This window comes from Lachnoclostridium sp. An14, assembly GCF_002160755.1.
In the GTDB taxonomy this organism is placed as follows: domain Bacteria; phylum Bacillota; class Clostridia; order Lachnospirales; family Lachnospiraceae; genus Lachnoclostridium_A.
This window is the reverse complement of record NZ_NFLE01000024.1, coordinates 39918-61442: the sequence shown is the minus strand read 5'-3', so window position 1 is coordinate 61442 and position 21525 is coordinate 39918. Positions and strand designations below refer to the sequence as shown.

Below are 21525 nucleotides of genomic sequence, written 5' to 3'. Positions count from 1 at the left end.
ATTTGCAAATGTATTTCTATAGCCGTTACGAGCGCTTTATAAGCAAGCCATTGTGAGCACTGTGAGCCGTTGCAAGCGATGGATTTCCGGCTTGACGAATGGGAAATTTCTGATATAATCCCGTCTTTGACAGTTAGAGAAAACAAAAATGCCAGATTCCATTGAAAAATCAAGGGTTCTGGCATTTTTCAATATTGGATTTTTTGAGTACTTTTTCCCCTTTCTTTGTGTTTTGAAAAATTTTTTTCATTTCTTTCTGATTGATAATCTCATAGTCTGTACGAAAGCCGAACGTTTCGTGGAGGGCGTCTGTCACATCCGTTCTTGTGTAAGTTGGGACATATCCTTCCCCATGCACGGAAAACATTTCCATGTCCCGCAGGGTATCCAGGATCTCATCTGCGGTGAACGGATAGTCCAGGGCTTTTTCCAGATACCGATACAGGATCAAGGATAAGAAACAGGTCAGAAAGTGGGCTTTGATCCGGTTATCGGTGCGTACATATGCGGGCCTGGACTTGAAATCCGTTTTCATAATGCGGAAACATTCCTCGATCTCCCAACGCCTTTGGCTGATCTTTGCGATCTGGGGGGCAGGATCTTCAAGGTTGGTGCATACAGCATAGAATCCGTCATAACGGGATTCCTCCTCGATCACGCGGCAGTCGATTTCCAACAGATCATGGTCTGCAATCTCCCCATCGGAGGTGACGCCGGTTCGTTTGATAAAACGCTTGCAATCGTTCTGGCTGTGCTGTTTCAGGGAAGAAAGGGTTCCATCCAGGAGTTTCCTTGCCCGTTCGATTTGCCGGTTGCGGATGTTCTGCTGATAGTATTTATATTTCAATGAGAATGTTACAATTAATTTCTGCTCCAGCCCGTTTTCTTTTATCCAGCGTTCCTTGTAAAAGACGGCCTGTTTGAAATGTTCGGCAAGTTTTTCATCCGTTTGCAGCTGATGGATGTCGAAGGTCTTTGGGATACCGTCTTTTTCCGTTTCCATCCCTTCCAGTTTCCAGCCAGTGGGATTCAGGCACCAGTCTTTTAAATCCTGTTTCAGCTTTTTGATGGACTGCGTGGTAATAAAAGCCCGGCCGCCTTTGGTATTGAACTGCCGGTTGGTTTTGGAAGAAAGCCCTGAATCCGTACACACAACGAATTTTGCGAGACGGAAATCGCGGAGGATCTGCTCCTCCAGAGGGATCAGGGTCTGCTGCTCGTTTGTGTTTCCCGGATGTATGGAAAAAGCGAGGGGGATGCCATCGCCATCCATGAAAAGCCCCATTTCCACCAGAGGGAGGGGCTGATGCTGTTTGGATGGGCCATACTGTTTCAAGCCTTCCTCCTGCTCGATTTCAAAGAAAAAGTTGGTACAGTCATAAAAGAGGACTTTATCATTCCTTTTAGAAAGAGCCTTGCTGTTTTTATATAATTCGGACTGGATAAAGGCGTCCTCCGCAGCAATGACATCCAGAGCCCGGTAGACATGGTGCAGGGAGAACGTGGGCTGTTCCAGGAACTTTTTGGATTCCTCAAAGGTTTTTAACTTGGAGGAAGGAAACAGCACTCTGCCATAAATCAGCCGGGAAAGGATCCCGTTCAGGTCAAAGGTAAACTTGTATTGATCGGAAATGACAGCACATATCTGCGGTAGTCCGAGCGAGTAATAAATCTGCTGGAGGAAAAGATAGCCGATGTTAAAGCGGCGTTGCTCGCCCATAGGAATCCGTTTTGACTGCTTGTACTTCACAACCACTTCTCGTTTCTGTTCTTTTTCCAGGCGGTTTAATTCTTCTATGTAAGATTTTGCCCAGGCGATCGGGTCATCGTGCAGTTTGGAAAGCTGGTCATATGTGCCCAGTTTTTCTACAATACGGGAGGAGTGCTTGCCGTTTTCATAGGTAGATGCAATCACGTAGAGAGATTGGGCGTTCTTTGATTTTGATATTTTAAGCCTCATAATGGATGACCTCCTCTTTATAGTATAACACAACACTCAAAAGTACTCAATAGAAAAATGAAAAATTTGACAAAAAAATGCAGGCTTTATGCGGCCTGCGAGGATTTTTCTTTTTGTTCAACTGTCAAATGCCCGATTCGCCTGGCAGTTCACCTTGCCGAACTGCCGGCGGTCTTCCTATTATGATAGCATGGATGAGGGGAGTTGTGAACTGGAATGTTTTTTGTGATTTGAGGAAATCTGCCGGAAGTTTGCCTGGCTGGAATTTAAAGAGAGGAGACTGCCGCCATTACGGTCAGCCGCGGCCTCCGCTTTTTTGAAGGAGCCGTAGTTGTCGTTTGGGGAGGGGCTGTGTGCCTTTGATGTTTCGTTCTTTCCCATGATAAGGACGAATAAAGGGATTGTGTCCTGCTGCCGGATGTGCTATATTGATAGTAGAAAAAAGGGAAAGCCAGAGAAACGGCTTACCCTCAATGATTTTAACTTAACGCTTTACAGCGTCAGCCGTCACTATTTGCGGTAGTGGCGGCTATTTTCTTTTGTCCTTGAAAATCTGATAGCACAGTACAAAACTGAATTAAATCAGAATATGTAACATTCATTGGCAACCCTCCTTTCTTTCGTCTGGAGGGTAAACCCCTCCAATAGTAGGAGGGTAAGCCGCCTTCGGCTCTCTGGTTTCCCATGCTGAAAGTATAGTACGGGTTTATTTATCCGGCAATATGTGAGATGATATCAGTAGTTTCTATTTAAAATTATCCTCTAATTCTGCCGCAGGAACAATCTTTCAACATTCTTTCATAACCGTCAATTTTTATAAAACTCTCTTATTTCTCTGCTAATCCAACAAAATAGTCATTTCCATATACAACTTCTTTGGATTTTGGTAACAGTTCAGCCATGCAGAAACATATGGTAAAACACTGCGTGGGAGCTTGCTCACTAAGCAGTGTTTTACCATATGTTTCTATAGGGCGGACGCCCGGCATGAATAATTTGACGGCTAACAACATTTAACGATAGCCAATTTTGTAGAATCCGTCAAATTATGAATGGCATGGCTGAACTGTTACGGATTTTGGTGCGTCACTTGACGGCCTCCTCTCTTTATGCTATACTCAACCACGTTGCAAAGCCCGCAAAAATAAGGTCTGATTGGGCTTTCCGGCGGTCACCGCCGTAAAATGTGCCGAGTGTTCGGGACCTTCCACTCGTAAAACAAAACTAAAGGAGAAAACTGAATATGAAAAGAGAAAACACAGCGTACCAGATCACCTGCGCTGCCGTGATCGCGGCAATTTACGTGGCGCTCACCCTGATGTTTCTGCCCATCGCCTACGGGCCGATTTCCTTCCGGATTTCCGAGCTTTTGTGTATCCTGCCTTACTTTACGCCGGCAGCGGTGCCGGGGCTGTTTGTGGGATGCTTTCTGGCGAACTTTTTTGCCGGGGCGGCGGCCATAGACGTGATTTTCGGAAGTCTGGCAACCTTGGTGGGGGCCTGGGGCTCCTACCGCCTGCGCCGCCACAAATGGCTGGTGTGCCTGCCGCCCATCGCGGCGAATACCATGGTTATCCCGTGGGTGCTCCGTTTCGCCTATGGAAACGAGGAGCTGATGCCGGTGCTCACCTTCACCATTTTTCTGAGTGAGGCCATTGCCGTGGGGGTACTGGGAAACGCGCTTTTGCTGGCGCTGGATAAGTATAAGAATCTGATATTCCGCAGAGCGTAAACGCGGGAAAACAGAGAGCAAAACAAAAAGCCCGGATTCCGGCCGGGGGCGAGAAAATGCCCCTGGAGCGGAATCCGGGCTTTTTTTGTATCATGGTAGGAAACTGCGCCCCTATGACACAAAAGCCTCCGGCGGGAGGCGCGCTCCGGTGCGAGTGCACGCTACTGCGCACACTTTTTCGTAGGAAACCGAAACCGCGTCCCCCTATCCCCGGAACCGGTTCAAGCAGGCGAAGATTTCCTGCACCCTGGGCTTTGCCAGGCCGCAGGGCACATAGGAGCTGCAGAAGGGCTCCCAGCCCTTTTTCTCCAGCAGGTCGTTTAGCACCTTCACCGTCTGCTGAACCGATTTTTTCCCGTCGATCACCTGCTCCAGGGCGTAGCGGAGCAGATGGGCCAGGGCGGAGGTCTGCTCGGAGTCCGCCAGCTGCTCTACGTAGCGCAGATCCACGGTCTCCTTGTCCAGGGAGAAGGAATCCCGTCCGAAGGTCTTTACCTTCATGTGCTCGTGGCGGCTGCCGCCGTCTCTCCCACGGCCTCCGTCCCGGCCTCTGCGGAAATCGCCGCCGTCCCGTCCGCCCCGTCTGGCAGGGGGCAGCGCCCGTGAGAAGGCGGGAACGGCAAAGCCGGGAGCCTGGATCCTGGGAGCCAGGTGCTCTCCGCAGAGGGATTTTACCCGTTCAGTGATGTCCACCGGCCGGTAGCAGTCCATCTGTACGATCTTGTCGGCGATGTAGAAAAAGGCGCCGGAGCTGCCCGCCACCAGGATGGTGGAAATGCCAGCCTGCTCAAATAAATCCCTGGCCCGCTCTAAAAACGGGGTGATGGGCTCCTTCTCCCGGCTGATCACCTGCTGCATAAAGTCGTCCCGCACCATAAAGTTGGTGGCGGAGGTGTCCTCGTCGATGAGGAACAGCCGGGAGCCGGCCTCGATGTTTTCCACCACGCCGGCCGCCTGGGAGGTGCTGCCGCTGGCGTCAGGGGTGGAGAAGGAGGTGGTGTCCTTTTTATTCGGCAGATCGTTGATAAACATGGAAATGTTCACGTTCCGGATGGAGCGCCCGTCCTCCGCCCGCAGTTTTACGGCGGTGTCATCGGTGATGACAAACTCTCTGCCATCCCCGGCGATGTGGTCGTAGACGCCGTTCTGGAGGGCCTCCAGCAGGGTGGATTTTCCGTGGTAGCCGCCGCCTACGATCAGGGTGATACCCTCCGGGATGGCCATTCCGGTGATAGCGCCCCGGTGGGGGAGAGTGAAAGTCCGCTCCATGGACGCGGGGGAGCAGAAGGGCACGCTGTCCTTTAAGGGCAGGTCGGAAACGCCGCTTTTTCTGGGGAGAATGGAGCCATTGGCCACAAAGGCCACCAGCTTTTCCTCCTTCAGGATGCGGCGCACCGCCTCCTGATCCTCCGCCAGGAATACGGCCTGTTCCACCGCCTTTCCGTCCAGTTTCCGGTAGAAAAAGCTGCTCTCCACGCAGCGGGGCAGGAAATCAAAGAGGATTTTTTCCAGCTCCCCGGCGTTGATGGTGCGGCCGAAGGCGGGAAAACCTACGTGGAAACGGGCGGTGATGCTGTTTGCGGAAATCTGGCAGGCGCTTCGCTCCAGCACCTCCTGGCCGCAGCGGGTGATGGAGAGCAGGCCGCTTTTTCCGGAGCCTTTTGCCTTGAAGTTAAAGTCCTCAAACTGGGAGGCAAACCGGCGGGTCAGAAAGTCCTGAAGGGCGACGCGGGAGCAGTCCCGCTGGTAATAAGCCGCCGGAAAACCAGCGTTTTTGTGAGAAATTTCCACATGAAGGCTGGATGGTGAGGCAAAGGGGTCTCCCTGTACGTGGTCGATGGACAGCAGATAGGTGCCAAACTGGTAAGTCCCGGCCAGGGATTTGTAGGCCGGGTAGCTTTTATGGTCGATGGAGCGCAGCATGGTGCGCAGCTCATTGGATGATTTCATGATCAGTCTCTCCTCTGAAAAATTAATAGATGTTGGGGCCAATAGGTATTTTGCCCCTATGATACCGGATTGCTCCGCGCGATGTGCTTCCGCAATCCCCAAAAACATTCACAATCCGCTCATTTTTCTTCGGAAAATGACCTCGTATTCCTGTTTTTGGAGGCCCCAAGGCCAAACATTCTCTTGCGGGCAAGCCTGCGCCGGATGTTTGATCCCAGGCCTCTGGTATCATTAATATAGAACAGCATAACGCAGTCCGGCTCCGGTTTCAAGGAAAAAAAGGGTGAAATGTTTATAAAAAATTTCTTTGTGCCAGCGGGGGTTATCCGTTATAATAGAAGAAACTGTAAGAAAAACGGCGCCGGAGGAGGCGCCACGAGGGGGTATGGCGAATGGCCGAGAGACGGGCGTTGACCAGGGGGGAGCTTTACGCGCTGCTGGCGCTGGTTCCGATTTATTTTATTGTCACAGGGCTGCTGTTTCAGCCGCCGGCGGAGATTTTGCAGGGGTTGAGGCAGATCATCCATGAGCCGGATTTTTTGATTACTGATTATTTTGTGGTGGGAGGGGTGGGAGCCGCCCTGATTAATGCCGGGCTTTTAGGTCTGGCCAGCGTAGGTATTGTGTACGCGCTGAAGATGGATTTCACCGGCCACACGATCACATCCTGCTTTCTGATGCTGGGATTTTCCCTGTTTGGAAAGAACATTCTGAATATCTGGTCCATTCTTCTGGGCACCTGTCTGTACGCGTTCTACCATAAGACGTCCCTGACCAGGTACATATACGTGGGCATTTACGGCACCAGCCTGTCGCCCATTATCACTCAGCTGATGCAGGTGATCAACCTGCCCTTTGGGTTTCGTCTGATCATCAGCCTCACGGTGGGCCTGATGATCGGTTTCGTGCTGCCGCCGCTGGCGACCCACGTGCACTACGCCCACAAGGGCTATTCCTTATACAATGTGGGGTTCGCGTCGGGAATCATCGCCACGGTGATCGTTTCCCTGTTAAAATCCTTCGGCGTGGAGATTCAGTCCCGGCTCATCTGGTATACGGGAGGAGACCGGCTGTTTCTGGTGCTGCTGACCATCCTTTTTGGCGGCATGATCCTCTCCGGCGCGCTGTGGCGGGGAAAGGGGACGTTTGCCGCCTACCGGCGCATCTGGAAATCCACGGGAATTTCCGGGACGGACTATGTAAAGGATGAAGGATTCGCCATGACGCTGGTAAACATGGGGATCAATGGCCTGTTCGCCACCTATTTCGTGGTGGCTGTAGGCGGAGATTTAAACGGGCCCACCATCGGAGGCATTTTCACTATCGTGGGATTCAGCTCCACGGGAAAGCACCTGCGCAACATTGCGCCCATTATGCTGGGAGTGTACCTGGCCAGTTTCACGAAGGAATGGGAGATCTATGAGCCGTCGCCCATGCTGGCGCTGCTGTTTTCCACCACCCTGGCTCCCGTGGCCGGGCAGTTCGGGGTGATTCCCGGGCTGATCGCCGGGTATCTCCATTCTTCCGTGGCCTTAAATGTGGGCATTCTCTACGGCGGCATGAACCTTTATAACAACGGATTCGCCGGGGGAATCGTGGCCATTTTCATGGTGCCGGTCATCCAGTCCATCGAGGACCGGAGAGCGAGGGCGAGAGGCAGCCTGTCCCTGTAAAAGGGCGGCAGCCGGTTAAAAACCGTCTTAAGAAAACCGACAGGAAACGTAAGGCGTTTCCCACTTTACAACCTGGAAAAATGGGAGTATGCTGAGCTTAACCACGGAAAGGAGGACGGAACATGAGACATAGAACACAGATGCTGGCCCTGGGTGCAGCGATGATGATAGCCTCCGCGGCTGCGGCCTGCGGACAGAAGACGGAACCAGAAACCACCGCGGCCACTACTGCCACGGAGGCAGTTACGGAAACGGACACGGAGGCAGAGGCTACGGAGCCGGATACGGAGGTTTCAGAGGAGCAGACCGTTACCGGTGAGATCGTGGCGGCAGGGATGAGCTCTATCACCATCAAGGCGGAGGACGGCTCCGAGGAGAGCTATCTGAAGGAGGATACGAAGGTGGAAATGGAAGGCGATCAGGTGGAGGGGACGAAGGTCACTATCACCTATGTGGAGCGGGACGGAATGAAGTACGCCCTGACCATCACAGACGCCCAGTGAGAAAGGGCCCGGCAAAGAGGAAAATTTCCAAAAAACCTTGAAAAATCGGGAAAAACCTGTACAATAAGAGTGATAACAGAGAGAGGGGCCAGCGGTGACCCCTCTTTTCAGGCGCAAGTATAGGGAAACCTTTAAGGAGTAAAAGAATGATTAGTGCAAACAACATTACACTGAGAGTAGGGAAAAAGGCGCTGTTTGAGGACGTAAACATCAAGTTTACGGAGGGAAACTGCTACGGCGTCATCGGAGCCAACGGAGCGGGAAAATCTACGTTTTTAAAGATCCTGTCCGGCCAGCTGGACTCCACCTCCGGCGAGGTGGTGATCGGCCAGGGAGAGAGAATCTCCTTCCTGCAGCAGGACCACTTTAAATATGACGATTATCAGGTATTGGATACGGTGATCATGGGAAATGCCCGTCTCTATGAGATCATGAAGGAGAAGGACGCCATCTACATGAAGGAGGACTTCACCGACGAGGACGGCATCAAGGCCGCGGAGCTGGAGGGAGAGTTCGCCACCATGAACGGCTGGGAGGCGGAGTCTGACGCTGCCAACCTGTTAAACGGCCTCGGCATCGAGACGGAGTTCCACTACAGCATGATGCGGGATCTCACCGGCGCCCAGAAGGTGAAAGTGCTTTTGGCTCAGGCCCTCTTTGGAAACCCAGACATCCTGCTTTTGGACGAGCCCACCAACCACCTGGACCTGGACGCCATCGCGTGGCTGGAGGAGTTCCTCATCAACTTTGAGAACACGGTGATCGTGGTATCCCACGACCGTTATTTCCTCAATAAAGTCTGCACCCACATCGCGGACATCGACTACGGCAAGATCCAGCTCTACGCCGGAAACTACGATTTCTGGTACGAGTCCAGCCAGCTGATGATCCGTCAGATGAAGGAGGCCAACCGCAAGAAGGAGGAGAAGATCAAGGAACTGCAGGAGTTCATCCAGCGTTTCTCCGCCAATGCTTCTAAGTCCAAGCAGGCGACCTCCAGAAAGCGGGCATTGGAGAAGATCGAGCTGGACGACATCCGTCCTTCCAGCCGGAAATACCCCTACATTGATTTCCGCCCCAACCGGGAGATCGGAAACGAGGTGCTGACGGTGGAGCACATTTCCAAGACCATCGACGGCGAGAAGATTCTGGACGACATTTCCTTTATCTTAAACCGGGAGGACAAGGTGGCTCTCGTAGGCCCCAACGAGCGGGCGAAAACGGTGCTGTTCCAGATCCTGGCCGGAGAGATGGAGCCGGACGAGGGTTCCTATAAATGGGGTCTGACCACCACCCAGTCCTACTTCCCCAAGGATAACTCCGCTGAGTTTGACAACGAGGACACCATCGTGGAGTGGCTGACCCAGTATTCCGAGGAGAAGGACGCCACCTACGTGCGCGGATTCCTGGGAAGAATGCTGTTTGCCGGCGAGGACGGCGTGAAGAAGGTGAAGGTGCTTTCCGGAGGCGAGAAGGTGCGGTGTATGCTGTCCAAGCTGATGATTTCCGGGGCCAACGTGCTCATGCTGGACGAGCCCACGGACCATCTGGACATGGAGTCCATCACGGCCCTCAACAACGGCCTGATGAAGTTCCCCGGCGTGCTGATTTTCTCCTCCCGTGACCACCAGATCGTGGAGACCACGGCAAACCGGATTATGGAGATCGTAAACGGGCAGCTGATCGACAAGATCACCACCTACGACGAGTACCTGGCCAGCGACGAGATGGCCAGAAAGCGCCAGGTATTCGAGATGACGGAGAAGGACGACTGATTTTAAAGATCGGGGAAAAGAGAGATTACAGGAAAATAAAACTAGAAGGCAGAGCCTGGTTCCGCGGAAAGTGGCGGGACGGAAGGCTCTGCCTTTTCCCGTTCTGAAAAAGATTTGGGGAAGACAAAACTCCGTAAAATGTAATCGAACCTTAAAGGAAAAGAAATGAACCGTTTTCCCGTTTGTGATATGATAATGATAAGAAGGTAATGAGAAACCGGGGAAGTCGGATGTTTTGTCCGGATCGTCGGAAAACAGACAGGAGGAGGAATCGGATTATGAAAAAAATGAGAAAAATGGAGAATCATACAGGATTTTTAGGGGGAAACCTCTCCGCGGAGGCCGGAAAAAACGGGAAACGGGCAGCGATGGCTTGCGCCGTACTCACCTGCGGGGCCGTTCTGCTCGCCGGCTGCGGGGCTGCACCCGTGTCGTCCAATGTGAGCGTGCCTTCCTCCATCCAGGTGACGAACGTGGAAAATCAGGTGATTTCCGTCAACGCCAGGGAGGAAGTCAAGGTGGTTCCTGACATGGCGGAGCTGGAGCTTTCCGTCACCACGGAGGAGGCGGACGCCGCTGCCTGCCAGACGGCCAACAGCGAGGCAGTGGATAAGGTGGTGGCCGCCATCACCGCCAAGGGGATCGGCGAGGAGTCCATCCAGACCTCCAGCTACAATTTAAACCCCATCTACGACTGGGAAAACGGCCGCACCATCACCGGATATTCCATGGACACCTCCATCACCGTCTCTGATGTGCCGGTGGATGTGGTGGGAGAGGTGATCTCCGTTTCCGTGGGAGCCGGAGCCAACAGCATCCAGTCTGTCACCTATATGTCCAGCAAGTACGACGAGAGCTACCAGGAGGCCCTGGCAAAGGCCGTGGAGTCCGCCTATGCCAAGGCAAACGCCATGGCCATCGCCGGCGGCTGCAGCCTGGGAGATGTGGTAAAGATCGAGGAGCACACCACGAACAGCCAGGCCCGCTACACCGCCGTTACCAATATGAGCGCCAGGGACGGCGCCATGGCTGTCCCGGAGGCCGCAGAAGGCGCGGCAGTGATGCCGGGACAGGTGAGCGTGGTGGCGGATATTTTGGTGGAGTATGCGGTGAACCGGTGATTTTCCCGGTGCCTGCCGTTTTTCAAAACAGAACCGTCTTTTTCCCGGCCGGAGCTTTTCGCCCCGGCCGTTTTGCATTATAATACAAGAGAAGGCCGCCAAAAAGGCGGAAAAGGAAGGAAATCCAAGGACATGAAAACACTGGTTATTGCAGAAAAACCCTCCGTGGGCCGGGACATCGCCAGAGTGCTGGGGTGTAAAAAGGCCTCCGACGGGGCGTTGGAAGGAGAAAAATACATTGTAACCTGGGGCCTGGGCCATCTGGTGGAGCTGGCGGACCCGGAGGGCTACGATCCAAAATACAAAGAGTGGAAATTGGAGCAGCTCCCCATGATGCCGGAGCCCTTCAAGCTGGAGGTTATCGGCCAGACCGCCAAACAGTACAAAATCGTGAAAAACCAGATTCACCGCAAGGACGTGGGAGAGATCGTCATCGCCACGGACGCCGGGCGGGAGGGAGAGCTGGTGGCCCGGCTGATTTTAAAGAAAGCCGGGGCGGAGAAACCGCTGAAACGGCTCTGGATCTCCTCCGTCACCGACAAGGCCATCCGGGAGGGCTTTGCTCATTTGCGGAGCGGAAAAGAGTACGGGCCCCTTTACGATGCCGCCATGTGCCGGGCGGAGGCAGACTGGCTGGTGGGGATCAACGCCACCCGCGCCCTCACCTGCAAGTACAACGCCCAGCTCTCCTGCGGCCGTGTCCAAACGCCCACCCTGGCCATCATTGCCAGGCGGGAAAAAGACATCCGGGAGTTTGTGCCAAAGCCCTACTACGGCCTCACCGCCTACGGGACGCCGGGAGTGACCTTAAGCTGGCGGGATAAAAGCTCCGGCAGCTACCGCAGCTTTGACCGGAACCGCATCAATGAGCTGGAAAAGCGGCTGCGGGGACAGGACGGAGTGGTGACGGAGGTGAAACGGACGGCGAAAAAGACAGCCGCCCCCCTGCTCTACGATCTGACGGAGCTGCAGCGGGACGCCAACCGGCGGTTCCACTACTCCGCCAAGGAGACCTTGAGCATCATGCAGCGCCTCTATGAGAATCACAAGGTGCTCACCTACCCGAGGACGGATTCCCGGTATTTGAGCAGCGACATTGTGCCCACCATCAAAGAGCGCCTGAAAGCCTGCGGCACCGGCCCCTACCGGAAACTGGCGGGAAAGCTGGCTGCCCAGACCTTTTCCCCGAAGGCCTCCTTCGTCAATGACGCCAAGGTCACCGACCATCACGCCATCATCCCCACGGAGCAGTTTGTGAGCCTGGAGCACATGACCATCGACGAGAGACGGATCTACGACCTGGTGGTGCGCCGGTTCCTGGCAGTGCTCTACCCGCCCTATGAGTACGAGCAGGTGAGCCTGACAGTGGACATCGGCGGCGAGCAGTTCGCGGCCGGAGGAAGGACGGTGAAGGCCTCCGGCTGGAAGGAAGTCTATGAGACGGGAGAGGAGAGCTGGGAGGACGAGGAAGAAAACCGGGACTACGAGGCGGGAAAGGCCGTCCGGGAGCAGAAACTGCCGTCCATCCAGCAGGGAGACCGTTTCACGAAGTTAAATTTCACCGTCACTGAGGGAAAGACAAAGCCGCCGGCCCCCTTTACGGAGGCGACGCTTTTGTCCGCCATGGAAAATCCTGTGGCCTACATGGAAAGCGGAGACAAGGCCATGGCCAAAACCCTGGGAGAGACCGGCGGTCTGGGGACCGTGGCCACCAGGGCGGATATTATCGAAAAATTGTTTAAGAGTTTCCTTCTGGAAAAACGGGGAGAGGACATTTTCCTCACCTCCAAGGCAAAGCAGCTGTTGGAGCTGGTGCCGGAGGATCTGCGCAAGCCGGAGCTGACGGCAGACTGGGAGATGCGCCTCTCCAAAATCGCCAGAGGGGAGCTGAAACGAGGCGCCTTTATGAAGGACATCCGCGGCTACACCGTGGATCTCATCGGCCAGATCAAGGCCGGCGAGGGCACCTTCCGCCACGACAACCTGACCAACAAAAAATGCCCCAACTGCGGCAAGCGTCTCTTGGCCGTAAAGGGAAAAAACAGCGAGATGCTGGTCTGCCAGGACCGGGAGTGCGGCTACCGGGAGACGGTGTCCCGCACCTCCAACGCCCGCTGTCCCAAATGCCACAAGAAAATGGAGCTGCGGGGCAAAGGCGACGGCCAGATTTTCGTGTGCAGATGCGGCTACAAGGAAAAGCTCTCCTCTTTCCAGGAGCGGAGGAAAAAGGAGGGGGCCGGCGTCAGCAAGCGGGACGTGGCCAAGTACCTGAACCAGCAGAAAAAGGAGGCCGAGGCCCCGTTAAACAATGCTTTTGCCGACGCTTTCGCGAAACTGAAACTGTGACCGGGTCTGTCGGAGGGAAACTGTGATAATTGTGGAAAATCCCCCGGCGGATGTGTTATACTGTATTTGTCAGGCAGACAAAAAGAAAAGACAAGGAGACACAGCTATGACGAAACTCATTTCCTGGAATGTCAACGGCCTGCGGGCCTGCGTGACGAAGGGATTTTTAGATTATTTTAAAGAGGCGGACGCGGACGTGTTCTGCCTGCAGGAGACAAAGCTTCAGGAGGGCCAGATCGACCTGGATCTGCCGGGCTACCATCAATATTGGAATTACGCGGAGAAAAAGGGCTATTCCGGCACCGCCATGTTTACAAAAGAGGAGCCGCTGTCCGTCACCTACGGAATCGGCGCCGAGGAGCACGACAAGGAGGGGCGGGTTATCACCGCGGAGTTTGAGGACTACTACGTAGTCACCTGCTACACCCCCAATTCCCAGGACGGCCTGGCCCGCCTGCCCTACAGGCGGGAGTGGAACGCGGCCTTTTTGGCGTATTTAAAGAAACTGGAGGAGAAAAAGCCGGTGGTGTTCTGCGGCGATTTAAACGTGGCCCACAAGGAAATTGACTTAAAAAACCCGAAAACCAACCGGAAAAACGCCGGCTTTACCGATGAGGAGCGAGAGGATTTCACCACCCTGTTAAACGCCGGTTTCATTGACACCTTCCGCTATTTTTACCCGGACGCCGAGGGGATTTATTCCTGGTGGTCCTACCGGTTCAGCGCCCGCGCTAAGAACGCCGGGTGGCGCATCGACTATTTCTGCGTATCGGAAAGCTTAAAAGACCGGCTGGAGGGGGCCTCCATTCACACGGAGGTCTTCGGCTCCGATCACTGCCCGGTGGAGGTCGTGCTGAAACCATGAACATTGTAACCATTGAACATCTGACAAAATCCTATACGGAGCGGCTGCTCTTTGACGACACCGACTTTTCCATCCAGGAGGGAGAAAAGGTGGGCTTAATCGGCATCAACGGCACGGGAAAGTCCACCCTGCTAAAGATCGTGGCCGGGCTGGAGGAGCCGGATTCCGGCACCGTGACCCGCAGGCGGGGATTGGACATCCGCTACCTGCCCCAGAATCCCCAGTTTGTGGCGGGGGAGACCATTCTGGAGAGCATCGTCCGGGAAAACGAGGGCCACTCCCACGTCTGGGACCTGGAGAGCCAGGCCAAGACCATGCTCACAAAGCTGGGCATCCATCAGTTTGACGCTAAGGTGGAAACCTTATCCGGCGGCCAGAGAAAACGGATTGCCCTGGTGAGCGTCCTTCTCTCCACCGCCGAGCTGCTCATTCTGGACGAGCCCACCAACCATCTGGACAGCCAGATGGCGGACTGGCTGGAGGACTATCTGAAAAAATTCAAGGGCGCGCTGCTGATGATCACCCACGACCGGTATTTCCTGGACAGCGTCACCAGCCGCATCGTGGAGCTGGACAAGGGAAAGCTCTACAGCTACCAGGCCAACTACGAGGGATTCCTGAAACTGAAGGCGGAGCGCCTGGATATGGCGCTGGCGTCGGAGCGGAAACGCCAGTCTATTCTGCGGGTGGAGCTGGAATGGATGATGCGGGGAGCCAGGGCCAGATCTACAAAACAGAAGGCCCATATCCAGCGCTATGAGGCCCTTCGGGATCAGAAAGCCCCGGAGTTTGACGCCCAGGTGGAGCTGGACTCCGTTTCCAGCCGCTTAGGAAGGACGACGGTGGAGGTGGAGGGCCTGTGCAAGGCCTACGGTGATAAAGTGCTGATAAAGGATTTCACCTATATTTTCCTGAAAAATGACCGCATCGGCATCATCGGCCCCAACGGCAGCGGAAAGTCTACCCTGATGAAAATGATTGCCGGCTGGGTGGAGCCGGACGCGGGCACCGTGACCATCGGCCAGACGGTAAAACTGGGGTATTTCTCCCAGGAAAACGAGGCCATGGACGAGAGCCTGCGGGTGATTGACTACATCAAGGAGGTGGCGGAGTACGTGCCCACAAACGACGGGCGCATCACCGCCAGCCAGATGCTGGAGCGGTTTCTGTTTCCGTCCAGTGTCCAGTACAGCGTCATTTCCAAGCTCTCCGGAGGGGAAAAGAGACGCCTGTACTTATGCCGCATCCTTATGGAGGCCCCCAACGTGCTGATGTTGGACGAGCCCACCAACGATCTGGACATCCAGACCCTCACCATCCTGGAGGACTATCTGGACAGTTTCCAGGGCATCGTGATCGCCGTTTCCCACGACCGGTATTTTCTGGACCGGATCGCCAGGCGCATCTTTGCCTTTGAGGGTGACGGGGCCGTGCGCCAGTACGAGGGCGGGTTTACGGACTATCAGGTGGCCTGGGAGCAGATCCACGGCGGCGACATTCCGGAGCCGAAGAAGGAGAAAAGCTCCGGCCCCAAGGAAAAGCCGCGGGAGAAAAAGCTGAAATTTACTTACAGGGAACAGAAGGAATGGGAGACCATCGAGGAGACCATCGCCTCCCTGGAGGAGGAAACGGCCGCGTTGGAGCAGGAGATAGAGGCGGCCGCCACGGATTACGAAAAACTGAAAGAGCTCATGGCCCGGAAGGAAGAAACAGAACGCCTTCTGGAGGAAAAAATGGACCGCTGGATGTATCTGAACGATCTGGCAGAGCGGATCGCGGCCCAGCAGTCGTAGGGAGGAAAAGATGGGAGATTTTTATATCGCGGAAAATGAGAAATGGTATCCCCTGGGCGTGACGGAGGTGAGGGGCGGCTATCATTTTGCCACCACCGCCGGCAGGGAGAGCTGTGCGCTGGTGCTGTTTAAAGCGGGAAAGGAACAGCCCTTTCAGAAGATTTCATTCCGGAAGGAGGACCGGGTGGGGGATGTGTGGAACATGACCCTGATGGGAACGGATTTCCGGGGGCTGGAATACGCCTATGAGGCGGACGGAGAGCTGATGGCGGACGGCTGCGGCACCGCCTTTCGCGGCCACGAGCGCTGGGGCAATTTGAAGCAGGTGAAACAGGTGCGGAAAACGCCTCTGTGCCAGGAGGAGGCAGACTGGGAGGGAGATCATCCTCTGGAAATTCCCTATCAGGACACAGTGATCTACCGGTTGCACGTGAGAGGCTTTACGAAACATTTATCCTCCGGTGTCCAGGAGCGGGGCACCTTCGCGGCCATCGCGGAGAAGATCCCTTATCTGAAAGAGTTGGGAGTGACGGCGGTGGAGCTTTTGCCGCCTTCGGAGTTTGAGGAAGTGATGATGCCGGAGCGGGCTGACGGGAACCCTTACGGGAAGGACGAGCCCACCGGAAAATTGAACTACTGGGGCTACACAAAGGGCTATTCCTTCGCCCCCAAGGCGTCCTACTGTTCCGGGAAGGAGAAGGCGCCGGCAAAGGAGTTTCGGGAGCTGGTAAAGAGCCTTCATAAGGCCGGTCTGGAAGTGATCATCGAGCTGTTTTTCACCGGCACGGAGCGGCCGGGCTACGCCGTGGATGCGGTGCGCCACTGGGTACAGCACTACCATGTGGACGGCGTCCATCTGGTGGGAAATGCCCCCTTAAAGCTCATCGGCGAGGATCCCTTCCTCAGCCGCACAAAGCTTTTGGCCACCTCCTGGGACGGAGTGGATCCGGGGCGCCACCGCCATCTGGGCGAGTGCAATGACGGCTTTCTGGTGGATGCCCGCCGCCTGCTAAAGGGGGACGAGGATCAGATCAACAACCTGGTGTACCGGGTGCGGAGAAATCCGAAGGATGTGGCCCCCATCAATTACATCGCCTCCACCAACGGATTTACCATGATGGACATGGTCTCCTACGACCGCAAGCACAACGATGCCAACGGCGAGGGCGGCCACGACGGCACGGATTATAACTACAGCTGGAACTGCGGCGTGGAAGGCCCCACCAGGAAGAAAAAGATCCTGGAAATGCGGGGAAAACAGCTGCGAAACGCCATGCTACTGGTATTTTTAAATCAGGGGACGCCCCTCATTCTGGCGGGAGATGAGTTTGGAAATTCTCAAAACGGCAACAACAACGCCTACTGTCAGGACAGTGACCTCTCCTGGCTGAACTGGAACCTGTTAAAGACCAACAGCAGCCTTTACGAGTTCACCCGCTACCTGATCGCCTTCCGCAAGGCTCACCCGGTGTTCCACATGGAACAGGAGCCGAAGGTGATGGACTACAAGGTCTGCGGCTACCCGGACGTTTCCTTCCACGGTGTCAAAACCTGGTGCCCGGAGTTTGAAAACTTCCGCAGGCAGTTGGGCGTTCTCTACTGCGGCGATTACGGGGTGAGACCGGATGGGACAACGGACGATTTCTTCTATGTGGCCTATAATTTCCACTGGGAGCCTCACGAGTTTGCCCTGCCCCATCTCCCCAAGGGCCGGAAATGGCACGTGGCCATCAATACGGACGCTGCGTCCCGCAACGGCATTTACCCGGCCGGGGAGGAGGCGCTCTTAAAGGAGCAGAAGAAATTTATGGTTCCGCCCAGGAGCATTGTGGTGTTTATCGGGAAAAAAGAAGAAGAATAGGAGATGGGCCGGGCCGGAGGATTACTCCGGATATACCAGCCGCTCCTCTCCGATGTCATACAGTACCTCGTCCAGATACTTCCGGGCGAGGTATTTTGCCATGGGAAGATTCATGTCCAGGTAGTTGCCGCAGTCCTTGGCGCAGGCGCCGGGCACTTCGCCCTCATAGTCACGGATGAATTCGAACAGCTCTGTCATCAGGGGCACGATGTCCACAGACTGGAAATCCCCGCACAGCAGCAGGTAAAAGCCGGTGCGGCAGCCCATGGGGCCAAAGTAGATGATTTTATCCCCGTATACCGGGTGATTGCGCAGAAACGTGGCCGCCAGGTGCTCGATGGCGTGCATTTCCGCGGTGTTCATCACCGGTTCGCAGTTGGGGCGGGTCATGCGCAGGTCGAAGGTAGTGATGACGGCGTCCCCCGCCGGGTCTTTCCTGGATACGTAAACGCCGGGCAGAAGCCGTAAGTGGTCGATAGTAAAGCTGGTGATTTTTTCCATAGGGATGTCTCCTTTCTCATAGTCAGCTGTCACTGGAAACAGTATAGCGGACGGGGAGGGAAAAAACAAGTGGGGGTGGCAGAGAAGGTGCTTGGATGGAAACAGTTACCATGTTCTTTGTGACTGTCGCAGCTGGTGTGGTTTGCCACCTCATCAGCAAATGGCTAGACAGGCACGATAAGGGCAACAAATAGCCGAGTGGGTGCTTTGCCACTATAAAAGAAAAGAAGAAACCCTCGGCTGTGCTGCCACACAACCGGGGGTTTCGTTCTTTGTTCATATGGAATTTGCTACATTCCTTTGCCTACTGGCATTATAGCATATGCAAAAAGAATTGACAAGATACATAAAACGATGTGGATTTGCCAATTATAAAATGATGTGTATATGTCAACGAATTACTGGACAGCGCAAAAGGAAAGAGTTCCCCAATAAAAACGCGTAAATAAACCGTTAAACATGAAAAAAAGGGGGTTGCATTTTCCACAGAAATCCCATATACTGTCATACGAAGCATCCGGGAGCCCGGGAACGAAAACAAACTGAATAGGAAAAGGGAGTAGTTTAAACGCCTCGTCAACATACGCGGCCATTCGGCCTGGTGGGGTGTGTCCCGGTATCAGTGGGATTACAAGACTTTTCATGCGTGACGTGTACAAAGTAAAGAGTTTGTACAATTTACGCATGAAAAGTCTTTTTTCGTTCATACCATATAGGATAGAGAGAGGAGAATTAGGCGATGAGAGCATGGTATCAGATGTCGGAGGAGGAAACGCTGCGGTCCCTGGGCGTTGGAAAGGAGGGGCTGTCTGCGGCGCAGGCGGAGGAACGGGGCCGGGAACACGGCCGCAACGTGCTCCAGGAATCGAAGAAAAAGAGTGCCCTCCAGGTGTTTTTAGAGCAGTTCCAGGATCTGTTGGTCATCATCCTGATCGTGGCGGCGGTCATTTCCATGGTGTCCGGAAATATGGAGAGCACGGTGGTCATTTTCGCGGTCATCATTTTAAACGCCATCCTGGGCACGGTGCAGCATGAGAAGGCGGAGAAATCCCTGGACAGCTTAAAGGCTCTGTCCTCGCCCATTGCCAGAGTGATGCGGGACGGGAAAAAGATGGAGATCGACTCCAGGGACGTGGTGCCGGGGGACATCCTTCTTCTGGAGGCGGGAGATCTGGTGGTGGCCGACGGCCGCGTGCTGGAAAGCTATTCCCTGCAGGTCAATGAAAGCTCCCTCACCGGAGAGTCCACCAACGTGGACAAACGGGCAGTCAGCCTGACGGCGGAGAAAGTGGCCCTGGCGGATCAGATCAACATGGTGTTTTCCAGCTCTTTAGTCACCTTCGGCCGCGGCGTTGTGGTGGTGACGGGCACGGGAATGAACACGGAGATCGGAAAGATCGCCTCCCTGATGAACGACACGAAGGAGAAAAAGACGCCGCTGCAGATCAGCCTGGATCAGTTCAGCGGAAAGCTGGCAGTGGTGATTATGGTGATCTCCGCCCTGGTATTTGCCTTAAGCCTTTACCGCCGGATGCCGGTGATCGACTCTCTGATGTTTGCCGTGGCCCTGGCGGTGGCGGCCATTCCGGAGGCATTAGGCTCCATCGTCACCATCGTGCAGGCCATGGGAACCCAGAAAATGGCGGCGGAACACGCCATCATCAAGGACCTGAAAGCAGTGGAGAGCTTAGGCTGCGTGTCCGTGATCTGTTCGGACAAGACGGGAACCTTGACTCAGAACAAGATGACGGTGCAGCAGATTTATATGAACGAAAAGCTGTGCCCGGCGGAGGCGTTAAAGGAGCGGGGAGAGCTCTCCCAATATCTGTTATATGCGGCTGTACTGGCAAATGACGCCGCTTTCACCGATGGAAAAATGATCGGCGACCCCACGGAGTTCGCGCTGATCGAGATGGCAAGGCGGGCGGGAATGGATGAAACCTCCCTTCGCGGCCAGCTCCCCAGAACGGGGGAGATTCCCTTTGACTCTGACCGGAAACTGATGAGCACCCGCCACACCATTTTCGGCACGGACACCCTTCTCACCAAGGGCGCGGTGGACGTGCTGCTGCCCAGGCTGACTCATATCATGACTTCCTCCGGGGTACGCCCCATCCGGAAGTCGGACTGCCGGAAAATCCTGGCCCAGAACATGGATTTTTCCAGGCGGGGACTGCGGGTGCTGGCCTTTGCCTACCGGGAGCCGGAGCCGGGAGAGCGGCTGACGCTGGAGAGTGAGCGGGATTACACCTTTATCGGCCTGATTTCCATGATGGATCCGCCCCGCCCGGAGTCGAGAAACGCGGTGTTAAGCGCCAAACGGGCTGGAATCAAGCCGGTGATGATCACGGGAGATCACAAGGTGACGGCCTCTGCCATCGCGGAAAAGATCGGCATTTTGGAGGACGGCGACCTGGCTGTGGAAGGCGTGGAGCTGGATCAGATGGACGATCGGGAACTGAAGGCGAAACTGGAGCAGATTTCCGTCTACGCCAGAGTGTCGCCGGAGCACAAGATCCGCATCGTAAAGGCCTGGCAGGAAAAGGGCCGCATTGTAGCCATGACGGGAGACGGGGTAAACGACGCCCCGGCCTTAAAGAAGGCGGACATCGGTGTAGCCATGGGAATCACCGGCACGGAGGTTTCCAAGGACGCGGCGGCCATGATCCTGGCGGACGACAACTTCGCCACCATCATCAAAGCCGTGGCCAACGGCCGGAACGTGTACCGGAACATTAAAAACTCCATTAAATTCCTTCTTTCCGGAAACACCGCCGGGATTTTGAGCGTGCTCTACACCTCCCTGGTGGCCCTGCCGGCGCCCTTTGCCCCGGTGCATTTGCTGTTTATCAACCTGCTCACCGACTCCCTCCCGGCCATCGCCATCGGCATGGAGCCGGCGGAGGAAGGCCTTTTGGAGCAGCCCCCCAGAGACCCGAAGGAGGGAATCCTCACCGGGGAATATCTGCGGGACATCGCGGTGCAGGGCGGCCTGATCGCCGTCTGCACTATGCTGGCTTACTACACCGGGCTCTACCGAACCGGATTTATGGGCGCCCCTGGAAACGCCGCTGTGGCCAGCACCATGGCCTTTGCCACCCTGACTTTGGCTCGGCTGTTCCACGGCTTTAACTGCCGCAGCAAGCATTCCATCATCCGTCTGGGGCTGTTTGGAAATCCCTGGAGCCTGCTGGCTTTCGCTGCCGGCGTGGTGCTGTTGGCGGCGGTGCTGTTTGTGCCCGTACTGCAGAACCTGTTTTCCGTGGCGGATTTATCGGTACAGCAGCTGGCTACCATCGGCATTTTCGCCCTTTTGCCTACCCTGATCATCCAGGCGGTAAAGACGGTGAGAGAGAGCCTGGGATAAAATTTCAAAATTTTAAAGCCTTTAATGTTTCTTTAATACTTTTCCCGTATGATAGCATCAACAAGAGGAAAACAAATC

The 21525-nt window shown here is 55.0% G+C and carries 13 protein-coding genes; 10 read left to right on the top strand and 3 right to left on the bottom strand.

Features of this window, described 5'->3' with window-relative positions; all coding sequences use genetic code 11:
• Positions 1 to 169 precede the first annotated feature (169 nt).
• Complete coding sequence (locus tag B5E84_RS13530; protein WP_087223628.1) at positions 170 to 1960, bottom strand: IS1634 family transposase; 1791 nt, start codon at positions 1958 to 1960, stop codon at positions 170 to 172.
• Between the two features lie 1243 nt (positions 1961 to 3203).
• On the opposite strand from B5E84_RS13530, the gene B5E84_RS13525 reads away from it, so the two are divergent.
• A complete protein-coding gene (locus tag B5E84_RS13525) occupies positions 3204 to 3692 on the top strand; it encodes a QueT transporter family protein (protein WP_087223626.1) in 489 nt (162 codons plus the stop codon).
• Positions 3693 to 3896: 204 nt separating this feature from the next.
• Here B5E84_RS13525 and B5E84_RS13520 read toward each other — a convergent pair whose 3' ends face one another.
• Entirely contained in the window at positions 3897 to 5642 is a 1746-nt protein-coding gene (locus B5E84_RS13520; RefSeq protein WP_087223624.1) for an ABC-ATPase domain-containing protein, read from the bottom strand.
• A gap of 392 nt (positions 5643 to 6034) precedes the next feature.
• Here B5E84_RS13520 and B5E84_RS13515 point away from each other — a divergent pair, with 392 nt between their 5' ends.
• The 8 genes from B5E84_RS13515 to B5E84_RS13480 all read left to right on the top strand — a co-directional run bounded on the left by B5E84_RS13515 (position 6035) and on the right by B5E84_RS13480 (position 17579).
• Positions 6035 to 7315 (top strand): DUF1576 domain-containing protein, encoded by a 1281-nt coding sequence (locus tag B5E84_RS13515; RefSeq protein WP_087223622.1) that lies wholly within the window; start codon positions 6035 to 6037, stop codon positions 7313 to 7315.
• 122 nt (positions 7316 to 7437) lie between these two features.
• Positions 7438 to 7818, top strand: a complete 381-nt coding sequence (locus tag B5E84_RS13510) for a hypothetical protein (protein ID WP_143469231.1) — start codon at positions 7438 to 7440, stop codon at positions 7816 to 7818.
• Positions 7819 to 7964: 146 nt separating this feature from the next.
• Entirely contained in the window at positions 7965 to 9593 is a 1629-nt protein-coding gene (locus B5E84_RS13505) for an ABC-F family ATP-binding cassette domain-containing protein (protein ID WP_087223618.1), read from the top strand.
• A 278-nt stretch (positions 9594 to 9871) separates the two neighbouring features.
• Complete coding sequence (locus B5E84_RS13500) at positions 9872 to 10714, top strand: SIMPL domain-containing protein (protein ID WP_162612865.1); 843 nt, start codon at positions 9872 to 9874, stop codon at positions 10712 to 10714.
• A 132-nt stretch (positions 10715 to 10846) separates the two neighbouring features.
• On the top strand, positions 10847 to 13060 hold the full coding sequence (locus B5E84_RS13495) for a DNA topoisomerase III (RefSeq protein ID WP_087223613.1): 2214 nt from the start codon (positions 10847 to 10849) through the stop codon (positions 13058 to 13060).
• 106 nt (positions 13061 to 13166) lie between these two features.
• Positions 13167 to 13925 (top strand): exodeoxyribonuclease III, encoded by a 759-nt coding sequence (locus B5E84_RS13490; RefSeq protein ID WP_087223611.1) that lies wholly within the window; start codon positions 13167 to 13169, stop codon positions 13923 to 13925.
• Positions 13922 to 15718, top strand: coding sequence for an ABC-F family ATP-binding cassette domain-containing protein (locus tag B5E84_RS13485; protein WP_087223610.1), 1797 nt, complete (start codon positions 13922 to 13924; stop codon positions 15716 to 15718). The genes B5E84_RS13490 and B5E84_RS13485 overlap by 4 nt, the downstream gene beginning before the upstream one ends.
• Positions 15719 to 15728: 10 nt before the next feature.
• The gene (locus B5E84_RS13480; protein WP_087223608.1) at positions 15729 to 17579 is read left to right on the top strand and encodes an alpha amylase C-terminal domain-containing protein; all 1851 of its coding nucleotides are present in this window, start codon (positions 15729 to 15731) and stop codon (positions 17577 to 17579) included.
• 21 nt (positions 17580 to 17600) lie between these two features.
• Here B5E84_RS13480 and B5E84_RS13475 read toward each other — a convergent pair whose 3' ends face one another.
• Positions 17601 to 18080, bottom strand: coding sequence for an S-ribosylhomocysteine lyase (locus B5E84_RS13475; protein WP_087223606.1), 480 nt, complete (start codon positions 18078 to 18080; stop codon positions 17601 to 17603).
• 739 nt (positions 18081 to 18819) lie between these two features.
• Here B5E84_RS13475 and B5E84_RS13470 point away from each other — a divergent pair.
• Positions 18820 to 21447, top strand: coding sequence for a cation-translocating P-type ATPase (locus B5E84_RS13470; protein WP_087223604.1), 2628 nt, complete (start codon positions 18820 to 18822; stop codon positions 21445 to 21447).
• The last annotated feature ends 78 nt before the right edge of the window (positions 21448 to 21525 follow it).